The organism is Lyngbya sp. CCAP 1446/10, assembly GCF_026130175.1.
Classification (GTDB): domain Bacteria; phylum Cyanobacteriota; class Cyanobacteriia; order Cyanobacteriales; family Microcoleaceae; genus Microcoleus.
In genome coordinates this window covers 62253-76315 of record NZ_JAIGNI010000004.1, presented here as the reverse complement: position 1 = coordinate 76315, position 14063 = coordinate 62253, and the positions used below count along the sequence as shown (strand labels likewise).

General features: G+C 45.3%; 11 protein-coding genes. 1 reads left to right on the top strand and 10 read right to left on the bottom strand.

Annotation, left to right across the window (positions count from 1 at the left end):
• Positions 1-57: 57 nt before the first annotated feature.
• The 5 genes from K4039_RS03025 to tkt form a co-directional block, all read right to left on the bottom strand.
• A complete protein-coding gene (locus K4039_RS03025) occupies positions 58-1146 on the bottom strand; it encodes a response regulator (protein WP_265233647.1) in 1089 nt (362 codons plus the stop codon).
• Positions 1147-1271: 125 nt separating this feature from the next.
• Complete coding sequence (locus K4039_RS03020) at positions 1272-2774, bottom strand: hybrid sensor histidine kinase/response regulator (protein WP_265233646.1); 1503 nt, start codon at positions 2772-2774, stop codon at positions 1272-1274.
• A 369-nt stretch (positions 2775-3143) separates the two neighbouring features.
• Complete coding sequence (locus K4039_RS03015) at positions 3144-3593, bottom strand: response regulator (RefSeq protein WP_265233645.1); 450 nt, start codon at positions 3591-3593, stop codon at positions 3144-3146.
• Between the two features lie 49 nt (positions 3594-3642).
• Complete coding sequence (locus tag K4039_RS03010; RefSeq protein ID WP_265233644.1) at positions 3643-6435, bottom strand: PAS domain S-box protein; 2793 nt, start codon at positions 6433-6435, stop codon at positions 3643-3645.
• A gap of 688 nt (positions 6436-7123) precedes the next feature.
• Positions 7124-9142, bottom strand: a complete 2019-nt coding sequence (gene tkt / locus K4039_RS03005) for a transketolase (protein ID WP_265233643.1) — start codon at positions 9140-9142, stop codon at positions 7124-7126.
• Between the two features lie 463 nt (positions 9143-9605).
• Between tkt and lysS the strand changes: the two genes are divergently transcribed.
• Positions 9606-11159: a lysine--tRNA ligase gene (gene lysS, locus K4039_RS03000; RefSeq protein ID WP_265233642.1), complete on the top strand. Its 1554-nt coding sequence runs from the start codon at positions 9606-9608 to the stop codon at positions 11157-11159.
• Between the two features lie 113 nt (positions 11160-11272).
• On the opposite strand, the gene K4039_RS02995 is transcribed toward lysS, so the two are convergent.
• The 5 genes from K4039_RS02995 to K4039_RS02975 all read right to left on the bottom strand — a co-directional run bounded on the left by K4039_RS02995 (position 11273) and on the right by K4039_RS02975 (position 14024).
• A complete protein-coding gene (locus tag K4039_RS02995; protein ID WP_265233641.1) occupies positions 11273-11872 on the bottom strand; it encodes a TerD family protein in 600 nt (199 codons plus the stop codon).
• 210 nt (positions 11873-12082) lie between these two features.
• Positions 12083-12652: a TerD family protein gene (locus K4039_RS02990; protein WP_265233640.1), complete on the bottom strand. Its 570-nt coding sequence runs from the start codon at positions 12650-12652 to the stop codon at positions 12083-12085.
• Positions 12653-12707: 55 nt separating this feature from the next.
• Positions 12708-13241, bottom strand: a complete 534-nt coding sequence (gene def / locus K4039_RS02985) for a peptide deformylase (protein WP_265233639.1) — start codon at positions 13239-13241, stop codon at positions 12708-12710.
• Between the two features lie 152 nt (positions 13242-13393).
• On the bottom strand, positions 13394-13516 hold the full coding sequence (locus tag K4039_RS02980; RefSeq protein ID WP_265233638.1) for a hypothetical protein: 123 nt from the start codon (positions 13514-13516) through the stop codon (positions 13394-13396).
• A gap of 133 nt (positions 13517-13649) precedes the next feature.
• Positions 13650-14024 carry a nuclear transport factor 2 family protein gene (locus tag K4039_RS02975; protein WP_265233637.1) on the bottom strand — a complete coding sequence of 125 codons (375 nt, stop codon included), beginning with the start codon at positions 14022-14024 and terminating at the stop codon, positions 13650-13652.
• Between the last annotated feature and the right edge of the window lie 39 nt (positions 14025-14063).

The following is a 14063-nucleotide window of genomic DNA, read 5'->3' as shown; positions in this document are numbered from 1 at the left end:
CATAGGGAAAGTGCAATGCCAGAAAGTCCTAAACATCGGGCGCAGTCGCTATATTATTTAGACTGGCAGGGAAACGCAAACTATTGTTTCTTGCTGCGGCAAACTTTCTATTTTAAATTTTCCTCCGTGCAATTCTGCTAGGCGTTGAACGATGGCTAAGCCCAATCCCAAACCCGCTTGTTGATAAAGTTTGCGATCGAACTGCCTGTAAGCTTGTAGCTGTGCAATCTGATCGGCAGTCATCCCACGCCCTTGGTCTTTGACAGATAGAATAAAAGTCTGATCCTCTATAAAAGTGCTTAAAAAGACTGGCGTTCCTTCTAAAGAGAATTTGAAGGCATTGTCCAACAGTTCCTCAACAATTTTTGTGAGTCTGATAGAATCAATGGCAACGGACGAATCCTGCAAATTTAATTGTAAATCGTCTGTTCTATTCACCAGTTTTGCTTGCTGCCGCGCTTTTTGACTCAGCAAAGATTTTACGCAGCTAAATTCGCTGTTTCGCATCTCAAGAAGCAGTTCGGGATTTGTAGCTGCCATCTCCAATTCTGCATATAGCAAAAAGTTCTGAATCAGCCGATATAAACGATGACCTGAAGTATTAATTTGACCGATCATTTCTAAGATATCTGATTCCTCGAAAACCTGATATTCTGACATAATTAGCTCGGAAAAACCCAGAATAGCATTCAAAGGAGTCCGCAATTCGTGGGGGAGCGACATACTAATATTGGTGCGCAATTCGTCTAGGGTTTTTTGAGACTGTCTGCTAATTGTTTTGTGTTTCTCAAGTCGAATAGCAATTGCTTTTAGCAGTTCTTGCGGCGTACAGGGCTTAGTGATATAGTCGTCTGCGCCCAGTTCCATGCCCGTGCGAATGTCACTTTTATCGACTTTGGCTGTGAGAAAAATAAACGGAATTGTGGCAGTTAGTGGTTCGGATCGCAAAGCTTCGAGGACGCCGTGACCGTCAATTTCCGGCATCATCATGTCGCACAAAATTAAATCCGGGATTTGTGCGATCGCCAATTTGATGCCAATTTTACCATTGGTCGCTCCAATTCCTTGAAAATTCTCGGCTTCCAGCAACTCTAAAATATTTTCTCTAATTGATTCTTCGTCTTCAATTACCAAAATTTTAACCACGGTGATTGCTCCTTTTAGTTAGTAGTTTTTTGAAAAGATTTGCGTTTATACACTTGATAAACTTGTTTTTTTATGCACTTAAATTAGCGTTAAACTGCGGATATTTATAGTTGATAATTTAGTTGTTATTGGCTGGGAGCGCAAATTAAAGGCAAGGTAATCGTGAAAGTTGTGCCGTTTCCTTCTTGACTGTCGATCGCCAGTTGACCGCCGTGAAGTTCCACAGCCCTTTTGACAATTGCTAAACCGAGACCGGTACCGGAAATAGTGCCGACATTTGTAGCTCGGTAAAAAGTTTCTAAGATCCTCTCTAAATCGGCTTGGGGAATCCCAATACCCTGGTCTTGAACTTGCAAAATAGCTTCTCCGTTTTGACAGTTGAGCTGCAAGGAGACTGGACTGCCAGTGGGGGAATATTTGATGGCATTTGAGAGGACGTTTCCCAACATTTGCCGCATCAGTTTTTCATCCATTTGAGCGTCGCAGTTGTCACTTTTAAGAATAAAGGCGATCGGATGTTGGTTGCTGTCGTTGAGCTGCTGTTCTTCTACCAGTTGACGGCAAAATTTTTCCAGGTTTAATGAGACGGGTTGAAACTGTAAGCTATTTGCTTCTATTTTGCCAATTACGAGGATATCTTCTAATAACTCTGTCATGCGTTTGATGGCTAATTGAATCCGCACAAAATGAGTAGATCTTTTTTCTTCTGGCCACTGAAAACTGTAATTTTGCAGTAATCCAGTTGAAAATTGGATGGTTGTCAAGGGTGTTCGGAACTCGTGGGAAACCATTGTCACAAATTTAGCTCGCAGTTCGGAAAGTTCCTTTTCTCGTGCGAGGGCTTTGAGAGTTTCGGATTCTGCGCGTTTGCGATCGCTAATGTCGCGGGCTTCAGCAATCAGCAGCAAAACTTGTCCTGTCTCATTTTTAACAGGTTTCAGTGAGAAATCAACTGTCACAATTTGGCCACTTTTTCCTAACAAGTCTATTTCGCGACGAAAAAACTCGCCCATACCAGCTTTGGCGATCCCTTCTTTTAATTGTTCTTTACCATTTGGTGACAGTTGCCAATTCGGCTGTTCCCAAATCAGGCGGCCGATAATATTTTGCGATCGCATTCCTGTAAACTCCAGGGCTGTCTCGTTCACTTCCAGCACGACTCCTTCGGGAGTGAGCAGCTTGGTTAGCTGAAACGAAGAGTCAAAAATCGCCCGAAAACGGCGCTCGCTTTCCCGCAGCATTTGAAATGTTTGGGATCGTTCGATCGCGTAGCGGATCGTCCGCACTAATAATTGAGTAGTAATTTGACCTTTAACAATGTAATCTTGGGCACCCAAGCGAACTGATTCAAGTGCGATCGCCTCATCATCCAAGCCGGTCATTACCACCATTGGCGTATCCGGGGCAACTTCTTGCAGGCGAGTTAGGGTTTCCAAACCGTGGCTGTCGGGCAAAGAAAGGTCTAGCAAGACTATATCAAAGGATTGTTTGCACAATTGGGCGATCGCCTCATGGAGGAACTCAACAGGCACGAGTTCCCACTGGACTGCGACAGATACTTCTAACAGTTCTGCAAGCAAATCAGCATCAGCCGGATTGTCTTCTACTAACAGAATTTTAATCCACATAGCTTTGACCTTTTTGACTATAAAATTTTTACTTTACCCATTTCAGCTTAAACTTTTTTGCTTGATCTTGCCATTTTTAACTTGAAAGTTATTATTTGGTAACAGTCAGTCGATTTTAGATTTTAGATTTTAGATTTTAGATTTACTCCACAGATAAAATCGAAAATGATATAAATTGGGGGATTGCATCCGTTTTTGATAACTTTCATTACCAAAAACAATTGGTTTAAAGCCGGAACCCTGATCGGGGAGAAATTAAAAGAAAACTATTCATTACTCCAATCCTCTTCCTTTTAGGTAGAGGTCGCACTCAAGCAGTCAACTGTCAACTGTCAACTGAATGAACGCCAGCCACAAATCATCAATCAATTAATAATTTACTGGAAGTTTGACGACTGCGAGCCAGAATTCCTCAAGTAACCTGACTACTTTAGTAAATTGTACGAAGTCTACAGGCTTGGTTATGTAACAGTTGGCGTGGAGCGAGTAGGACTTAAAAATATCATCGGGAGCGGCTGAAGTGCTGAGAATCACTACAGGAATTAATTTTAACTTCGGGTCAGTTTTAATTTCTTCTAGCACTTCAATACCGCTTTTTTTCGGCAGATGCAAATCGAGCAAAATCAAATCGGGACGGGGTACGCCCAGATAGGGTGCTTTTTTGCGTAAAAACTTGATTGCTTCGACTCCATCCTCCACAAAATGCAAGTTATTCAATATTTTACCCTGACCGAGGACTTCTATGGCCAAATCGGCATCGCTTGGCGAATCCTCAATTAGCAGAATCTCAACTCGTCTAACAGTGCTTAGATCGCTCATAACCGGTTTATCCTTGTGATTATAAAAAAAATAAATGAAATTTAAGCCTTCAGATACTAATTATAGGAATAGTAAAGTAAAAAATCGCTCCTTTTTCTTCTTGAGATTCCACCCAGATGCGCCCGCCGTGGCGTTCCACAATGCGCTTGCACATCGCCAAACCTATGCCAGTACCGGAATATTCGCGGCGAGAGTGCAGGCGTTGAAAAATAATAAAAATGCGATCGGCATATTCCGGATCGATGCCAATGCCGTTATCGCGGACGCTCAACAGCCATTCTCCCTCTTGCCTCTGGGCAGCGATCTGAATTAACGGGATATCTTCGCGGCAAAATTTGATGCCGTTGGAGATCAAATTTTGGAATAATTGCACCAGTTGAAATTCATCCGCCATCACGGTTGGCATCGCGTCGCAGGTGATGACAGCTTTTGTTTCGGCGATCGCAATTTGCAAATTAGACAAACTTTGGTTGACAGCAGCGTTGCAATCGGCTAGCTCAAATTCTTTACATCGGGTTCCCAGGCGCGAATAGGCCAACAAATCATTAATCAATTGTTGCATTCTGGTAGCGCCGTCAACAATATAATGAATATATTTATCTGCTTTAGCATCCAAATTTCCTTGATAGCGCTGGGCCAGCAATTGAGCGTAACTGGTAACGGCTCGGAGCGGTTCTTGCAAATCGTGGGAAGCTACATAAGCAAATTGTTCTAATTCCTCGTTGGAACGCTTCAAATCTTCTGTAAGTTGCAGCATTTGCTGCTCTGCTGCTTTGCGGTGTGTAATGTTGTAAACCAAGGCGCAACAAGACAGCAGATTCCCCTGGGAGTCCATGACTGGACTGGTAGACATATCCGTCCAAATATCTTTGCCATCCTTGCTCTTGAATTTAAATTCGTGTTGTTCACCAATACCTTGCTTGTGGCGCTCGACATGATCAAGAGCTTGTTGTTTTTCCTGTTCGTCCATGAAATCCAAAAGCGGCCGACCAAACATTTCTAATTCACTATAGCCGAGCATTCGCGCCATTGCGTGGTTCACGTAAGTCGTGAGGGCATTACCGTCAATTACCCAAATACCTTCTTCTGCTAATTCAACTATTTGCCTGTATTTGAATTCACTTTCCTGCAAAGCTGTTTCAGTTAGTTTGCGCTCGGTGATATCTTTCATAAAACAGTGGTTGCCGTTAAATATCCCTTGGGCGTCCCAAGCTTTTACCATTGTTACTTGCTTGTAAAAAAACGAGCCATTTTTCCGGACGCCTCTAGCTTCAACTTCTACTTTGCCAGAAGTTAGCATTTCCTGATAAGCACAGAGCAGCATCTCAACATCACCCGGATGTACCGTGAGCTGCCATTCCATGCCGATCATTTCTTCTGGTTTGTAACCGCATCTATGAGCGTAAGCTCGGTTAACATTCACGTAGCGTCCCTCAATGTCCACCCGCGAAATGCCTTCCACCGCATTTTGCATGGCAGCGGTGAGATCGCGCAGCTCTTTTTCGGCTTGTTTGCGATCGCTAATATCCTGACCGATCGCCAAAAAACCAGTGATATTTCCTTCAGGATCAAATAAGGCTGTCACCGACAATTGCACCGGAAATCGCGAACCATCTTTGCGAATGTAAGTCCATTCATTTTGGTCAGCTATTCCCCGGCGCGGCAAGGCAACAAAAACTTCCATTCCCGGCTCTATTTTTACTCCCAATTGTTGAGAAAGAACTTCAGCTCTTTTATCTACCTCTAGAGGATCGTGAATTATTGCTGGCGTGACTTTCCCCACCACTTCTTCGGGGGAATAACCTAAAAGTTGCTGTGCTGCCCGATTAAATGTTTTAATTGTACCGTCGGGATCTGTAGAAATAATTGTGTAGTGAGTGCTGTTAAGAATTGCATTTTGCAGTTGCGTCAATTCCAACAGAGTTATCGCAATTCTTTCTCGGTAGGCTATTTCTTCGGGCAAATTGTGGTGAGAAATTTCCATTTTAGCAATGCGCTCAGCAACTCGATTCTCCAGAGTTTCATTGAGCAGTCTATTTTCCTCTTCTACCTGCTTGCGTTCTGTAATATCAGTAATAGTACCAACATAATTAACCTCCCCATTTTCTCCAATTTTACCGACAGCTTGACCGAGTACCCAACTAATTTTAGTGCGATCGATGCCTTGAAAGCGGTACTCAGATGTAAATGGCAATTTCTGCTGCGCGGCGCTATACCATTCGGCACAAACCCGCTGGCGGTCGTCTGGATGAATGCCTTGCAACCACCCTTTGCCCAAAGCTTCATCACAGGTCATTCCCGAAATTTGACACCAGCGTTCGTTGACATACAAGCAGTCTCCTAAAGCGTCTGTATAAAATATTCCCATCGGCGAAGCTTCAGTTAAAGTGTGATAGCGAGCTTCTGTTTTTCGGCGTTCGATGATTTCTTGTTGCAGGATGCGATCGATCATCCCTAATTGAGTTGGACTGATGAGAGTTAATGCTTGGGGAACTAAAGGAATTAATGCAAAAGCGGTGTAAGCAGAAATTGCGGCGGTAATGATTTTCAGACTGCCAGAAACCCAATAAACAGGATGCCAAAGCGTCCAAACTTCCATTATATGAGTAGTGCCGCAGGAGATAATAAAAGCTGCGAACAGCCAAAAGATGTTGCGAAAGGGCAAGTCTTTTCCCTGAGTGATAAAATAAATTAGCGATAGCGGTATTGAATAGTAAGCCAGGGCAATTATAGAGTCTGATACTATGTGGAGCGCGACTAGCTCTCGCTGCCAAAGGTAACAGTGGCCGTGAGGAATATAATTCCCGGTGAATAACAGGTTATTTAACAAGTTCCAAATCATAAATGGAATGGGGAATGGGGAATGGGGAATGGGGTATGGGAATTTAACTGAATGTGAGTGGGAAGTCCCGCACCCTATCTGTACTCAGGTGGATGACGGGATGAAAACGAACCAGAAACAAGTTGATCGATCGCGAATCAGTGATACAATTGCACTATCATAGGCGACTATCTCTTAGGCAAAAACCAAGCTAAACGGAGCGTGTAGCAAGACAAAGTATGGGTCTTAGGAACTAGGACTCCTGCCTGTGGAGGGAAGATAAGACTACTTGTTTCACGGAGCAACAGCACATCGAAGATGAATCAGGAAGCCAGTGCTGTATGCGTAGCATCAGTGTCTGGTAGTTCACCCCAATAACTTATAACTTATCTCAAATCTCGGAAATATACAGAAGACCGGGCGAATGGAATTCGCGTCTACACAAACTCTCACGCGACGGGAGCGGGTTGAAGTTTTATCTTCTCCTTCTTCTTTCCGTGTGTCTTTCTTTCTTTCTTTCTTTCTTTCTTCTCTCTTAGATAACTAAAGCCTTCTTCCATCCATCCGCTACATCCGTTACAAAATCCGTTGCCGAACTTCCATCCATCCGCTACATCCGTTACAAAATCCGTTGCCGAACTTCCTTCTGCTATAAAAAATGGGGCGAGCCCAAAGCCCGCCCCACCACAAATTATGCTGTTGCTATTTATTAACCCAACAGCGCCTTAGCCTTAGCCACCACATTATCAACGGTGTAGCCAAACTTTTCTAAAGCAACGGGGCCTGGTGCAGAAGCGCCGAAGGTGTCGATGCTGATGCTGTCGCCTTCGGAACCCAAATAACGTCCCCAGCCGAAGCTAGAAGCTGCTTCAACTGCTAACCGCTTGGTAACAGCTTTCGGGAGTACAGATTCGCGGTAAGCGGCATCTTGCAAGTCGAACAATTCCCAGCAAGGCATCGAAACAACGCGGACTTTTTTGCCGGCTGCGCGCAATTTTACAGCGGCATCAACGCAGAGGTATGTTTCGCCACCGGTGCCGATCAAAATGATGTCGGGAGTGCCGCCGTCGTCGGACAAAGTGTAAGCGCCTTTGGCTGTTCCCTCGATCGAGCTTCCGGCCAAATTCGGCAAGTTTTGACGAGACAAAGCCATTAAAGTGGGGCGTTTGGGGCTTTCAATCGCCACTTTGTAAGCGCCGGATGTTTCGTTTCCATCCGCAGGGCGCATCACCAACAAATTGGGGATGGCGCGCAGGGAAGCGATGGTTTCGACTGGTTGGTGAGTGGGGCCATCTTCGCCCAGGGCTACGGAGTCGTGAGTCATGACATAGATGACTCCGGCTTCCGAGAGTGCGGAGAGGCGAATTGCACCGCGCATATAGTCGGCAAATACCAAGAATGTGGCGCAGTAAGGAATCAAACCGCCGTGGAGTAGCAAACCATTGGCGATCGCGCCCATAGCGTGTTCCCGCACGCCAAAGCGCAGGTTGCGTCCTTCATATTGACCTTTTTGGAAATCTTTTTCACCCTTGAGCAGAGTCATGTTAGAAGATGCCAAGTCAGCCGAACCACCGATTAATTCAGGTAGCACAGCAGCCAAAGCATTCAAACATTTTCCAGAATGATTCCGAGTCGAATCAGCCTTGTCTTCTACCTTGTAAGTCGGGAGAACTTTATCCCAACCTTCGGGAAGTTTGCCAGCAACCGTGCGTTCGTATTCTGCTGCTTCGGCGGGATATTTTGCTTTATAATCTGCAAAAGTTTTATTCCATTCTTGCTCGGATGCAGCACCGCGATCGACTGCTTTGCGGAAGTGAGTCAAAGCATCATTAGGAATTTCAAACGGTGCGTATTCCCACTTCAAGAAATCGCGAGTTGCTTTCACTTCATCGGTACCCAAAGCAGCACCGTGAGAACTGTAAGAATTGCGCTTGTTGGGAGAACCGTAACCGATTACTGTGCGGACTTTAATCAGAGTCGGTTTGTCTGTAACTTTTTTGGCTTCTTCAATAGCTTTGTGAACTGATTCTGCGTTAGTATCTTCGTCGAGCTTGGTATTGTCTACTGTAATAACGTGCCAGTTGTAGGCTTCAAAACGCTTGCCGACATCTTCAGTAAAGGCCAAGTTAGTGTCGCCTTCAATGGAAATGTGATTGTCATCGTAGAGGGCGATTAATTTGCCAAGTCCGAGGTGTCCGGCCAAAGAACAAGCTTCGCTAGAAATACCTTCCATGTGGCAGCCGTCACCCATGATCACATAGGTGTAGTGGTCAACAATGGTGCTATCGGGCTTGTTAAACTTGGCAGCGAGGTGAGCTTCTGCCATTGCCAAACCGACGGCGTTAGCAATGCCTTGTCCCAGGGGGCCGGTGGTGACTTCTACGCCTTCGGTGACGAAGTTTTCCGGGTGTCCGGGGGTTTTGGATTCCCACTGACGGAATTGCTTGATGTCGTCGAGGCTGACGCTATCGTAGCCGGCGAGGTACATGAGGGCGTACTGTAGCATACAGCCGTGGCCGGCGGAGAGTACGAAGCGATCGCGATTGAACCACTTAGGGTTTTTAGGGTTGAACCGCAGGAAGCGATCCCACAGCACGAAGGCCATAGGCGCAGCGCCCATCGGCAGTCCTGGGTGTCCTGATTTTGCTTTTTCTACCGCATCGATGGCGAGAAAGCGGATAGAGTTGATGCAGAGTTCTTCAGTCTGTGATTGAGTTGCAACAGCCATAATTCTGGTTTTTATATCTAAGAGTGTGTGTGGTCGATTCTGGCAGAGGTGCGATGAGTCGAGTTCGATCGCCCGCGTCTCTGCTGTTCAGTTTCTGTGGAACTGCCGTGAGGCTGCACTACATATCATCTCACCTGTTGCGATCGACAGACAACTTAATTTTTTAATGTTTCGCCCGCTTTGTGCTGTCGATAACAATTTGCGATCGCAAATATTTCAGCAGCCAGGGTACAGAAAGACAGCGTGTATCTGAATTATTTAGTAAATTGGTCACGTCAGGCAGCTCAGTTATGATAGAGTTTGGTGTTTCTGACATCTTGCACCTGTTGCGATCGAGCTTTCGGGCGTCCGCTGTCGGCCTACCCACAAAAGAATTGAGTTGTGGAACAGACCAGAAAGCCTGTGAATGTGACAATGCAGTGCAAGATCTAAGATATTGGTAATTTTAATTAGGCAATAAGTAATGACTCTGAGTGAAGCCGAAGTCCGCAGTCAAAAAGTAGACGAACTGCGATCGCAAGGCATAGAACCGTATCCCAGTCAATCCTACGCGCGATCGCACACAGCCCAACAAGTGCGCGAAATATTTAGTCAGCCGGGAAAAGAACTCGAAAACGGACAAAGTGACCCCGAAGAAATCCCCCTGCGATTAGCCGGCCGCATTATTTCCAAGCGAGACAGCGGCAAAATTGGCTTCATCGATTTAAAAGACGCCACAGACAAAATTCAACTCAAAATCGAAAAAGCAATCGTCACCGGCGAAGTCGGTTTGAGCTTTGACCAAATTAAAAAATTGCTTGATGTCGGCGATTTTGTCGGCGTAGAAGGCATCGGCTGCCGCACCCCTAGGGGAGAACTTTCTATTTTAGTGCGGGAATTCACGCTTTTATCAAAAGCTACGATCCAATTTCCCGATGCTTATTACGGAGTTAATGACCCCGAAGTTTGCCGCCGCCACCGCGAAATGGATTTAGCTAGCAACCAAGATGCGCTCAACCGTTTCATGCTACGTAGTCGCATCGTGCAAAGCATCCGTTCCTATCTCTGGAATGCGAGTTTTTACGAAATAGAAACGCCGACACTGCAAGCAATTTACGGCGGTGCTGCTGCTAAGCCATTTATCACGCATCACAATGCTTTAGAAGTAGATTTATATTTGCGCGTTGCTCCAGAATTGTTCTTAAAAAGGGCAATTTGTGGCGGTTTTGAGCGAGTATTTGAACTAGGAAAAGCCTTTAGAAATGAGGGTATTGATAGCACCCACAATCCCGAATTCACATCCTTAGAAGTTTACCAAGCTTACGCAGATGTATTCGACATTTTAGGAGTTGTCGAAGACGTGATGTGTTTCGCAGCAGCAGCGGTATTTGGCGATGTCAAGGAAATTGAAAATCAGGGAGAAACGATTAGTTTAGAACGCAAATACGACTACAGCGAAAAATATCCCGGTTTTAGCGGCAAACACTGGCAAGTGAAAACGATGGTGGAAGCTGTCAGAGACGAGTTTGGGCTGGATTTTGACAGTTTGGATCTCGAAAGTGCGATCGCCTCCGTAACCAAGCTAGAACTACACCTTTCCAAGTTAGAACAACAGAGTTTAGGCTATGTGCTCTACGCAGTTTTCGACAAATTAGTTGTCCCCAAACTAATTCAACCGACATTCATCATCGACTATCCAGTCGAAGTCAGTCCCCTAGCCAAAGGACACCGCAGCAAACCCGGATTTGTCGAGCGTTTCGAGCTATTTATTAACGGTACAGAATACTCCAACGGATTCTCAGAATTGAACGATCCGAAAGAGCAAAGAAAGCGGTTTGAAGAGCAATTAGCACAGAAGAATGCAGGAGATGACGAAGCGCATCCAATGGATGAAGATTTCATCCAAGCGCTATCTTTGGGAATGCCGAATTGTGCAGGAATGGGCATCGGTGTAGACAGATTGGTGATGCTTTTAACTAACACTCAAAGCATCCGAGATGCCGTGATGTTCCCGACAATGCGGCCAGTCAAAGATTGATTCAATTTGCTTTTTTAACCGCAGATATTTGCGGATGAACACAGATGAACGCAGATAGAATTTCATCTGCGTTCATCTGCGTTCATCTGCGGTTAAAAAAATCTTCTTTCCTATCACCGCATAAACGAACCGACAACACCGTTAAAATCTTCAGTCAAAGGATGTCCCAAAGCCTTAAATTTCCATTCGCTACCTTCTCGATAAACTTCTCCCATCAACATATTTAATTTGCCTTCATAGGAAGGGTCATTTGACAAGCGATAGCGAGCGATTTCTTTCCCTGCGGCATCTACAGCCCTCACGTAAGCATTTTCTACCATGCCAAAATGCTGTTTTCTTTCTTTACCATTGTAAATATTTACTCCCAAGATAATTTTGTGATATTCTGCTGGCAAAGAGTTCAGTTTCACAAATATTTGTTCGTCATCGCCCTCTCCCTCCCCGGTGAGATTGTCGCCGGAGTGCACAACTGTTTTGTCCTTGGATTCTAAATGAGAGTAATAAATTACATCTTCTTTGTATTGTTTTAATTTGCCATTGTCCCCCAGCAGCAAAGCGTAGGAATCTAGGTCAAAATTTGCACCGCTACTTCTGCCGAAAAGACCTTTTTTAACTTGTGCAACATCCCAGCCCAAAGCCATTGTCACTCTGGATAAGTCGTATTCACTTTTGCTGAGTACGATTGATTGTCCTTTTGTCAAGTTAATAGCCATAGTTTTTTGATTTGGTAAGGTTTATCGTGCAATATGGTTCTTCAGATAAGACGGCGGTTGAAACCGCGCCTATATAAACAAAACCCGGATGGTGCGCGGGTTGAAGAACGGGCGGTTAAAATTACCTTATTTTCTTCAGTCCGCGGAGGCGGACTTCGTTTGTGTAGACGCGGTTTCAACCGCCGTCTAATCTTTTATATCGACCTTCGATCAGGAATACTTGTCTACAAAGCTTTGCAAGCCTGAATTGTAGCCTTGTCCGACTGCTTGGAACCTCCACTCACCGTCTTTCTTGTAGAGTTTGCCAAATTCGATCGCAGTTTCCCGAGAAAAATCCTCATCCAAATCGTACTTCAGGACTTCTGTGCTAGTAGTGGTGTCGTAAATCCTGATAAAAGCATTTTTCACTTGACCGAAGTTTTGCCTTCTCGATTCCGCTTCGTGGATGGTGACAACAAACACAATTTCTTCTACCGCAGGATCGACTTTGGTTAAATCGACTGTAACGGTTTCATCATCGCCAAATCCTTCTCCGGTTGTGCTATCTCCCAGATGTATTACAGCAGTATCCGGTGACTGTTTATTGTTGTAGAAAACCAAGTATTTTTCGCTGGAAATTTTCCCAGTAGCCCCCAACATAAACACGGAAGCATCTAAGTCAAAGGCCCCGCCGGTGTCTGTAGCATTGGTATCCCATCCCAAACCGATCCCGGCATTTTTCAGCCCTGGTGCTTCTTTAGATAGATTGATTCTCCCGCCTTTTTCCAAGTTGATAGACATTCGCCCTCCTATTCACAACATCAATTTTAGTTACCGATCGCCATTATATCAATTATCACAGGAGCTTGACAAATTGCTGCTGGTACTCATCCTCTGTCATCAGTTCTCTGGTATTTTCCACCCTGTCTAAAAACACGATGCCCTCTAAATGGTCGTATTCGTGCTGAAAAATCCGGGCTACAAAGTCTGTAAGTTCTTGTCGGTGAACTTTGCCGTCTCTACTGGTGTATTCAATTTCGATCGCCCTACTTCTCGGCACCAACCCGCGAATCCCCGGAATGCTCAAACAGCCTTCCCAGTCTTTGACTGTCTCTGTGGATGCAGCGAGAATCCGGGGATTAATCATCGCCGTCGGTTCCATCTTCGGCGCTTGGGGATAGCGCAGGTTGGGGCGGGATGCGACGATGAACAGGCGATCGCACTTCGCCGCTTGGGGGGCCGCAATCCCTACTCCGTTCGCCTGTTGTACGGTAAAAATCAGGTCGTCGATTAGCTGTTGAATGCGATCGTCCTTAACATTCTCAACAACTTGCGACGGTTGGCGCAGTACGGGATTTCCTAATTGTGAAATTTGTAATATTTCTGGCATAGTTAGTTGTTATTTGTTAGTTGTTATTTGTTATTTGTTAGCTGTTATTTGTTAGTTGTTATTGGAAATTATATCCGTTAAATCCGCTACAAAATCCGTTACCTAACATCCGTTAAATCCGCTACAAAATCCGTTTTCCAACATCAGTTAAATCAGTTATAGCCATTCTCAGATAGGTGAGGTATGTTGTTGGGCTTCAGCCCTCTTATGGCGATCGTAGAACCCATTTGATATCTTTTAGGGCGATCGCTAAAACTTGCTAAGCTGTTCGACATTTAAACTGCATTATTTGTGGTCTATACCCCATACTGTAAGGGGTTCAGGCAATAAATTTAAATGACTAACAGCTTATAAATGTAGCTGCATAACGGACTCAAGCTGTGCAACCGGAGCGCAGTGTTAGGCGACCTAGCTGGACGATGGAAGTGAACAGACCTCCATGACTTGAATCAAGCCACGATCGATGGTGAAGCGATGACCAACCCGCTCATCAGCAACCACGCTTCCAGCCAGATCGCGCACGACTTGGTGCACATCGACCAAAATCCGCCCGCCCTCCTCTGGGTGAAAGGCACTAGGCTCCACATGGGGATCGATCTCGCTCCATTGCTCCGTCCAGTAAGCGCGGACTTCTTCATGTCCACGGACAAAACCGCCTTTGAACGCTCGCGGCCAAGCCACGTCCGCAGTCATGAGGGCGAGGGCGGCGTTGATGTCTCGCGCGTTGAAAGCAGCGTAGGCCGCGCGTAACAATTCGATTTCTGATGCAGGTTGATTTAACATAAAATATCTCAAATGGATTCTATACAAAATCCGTCGCCG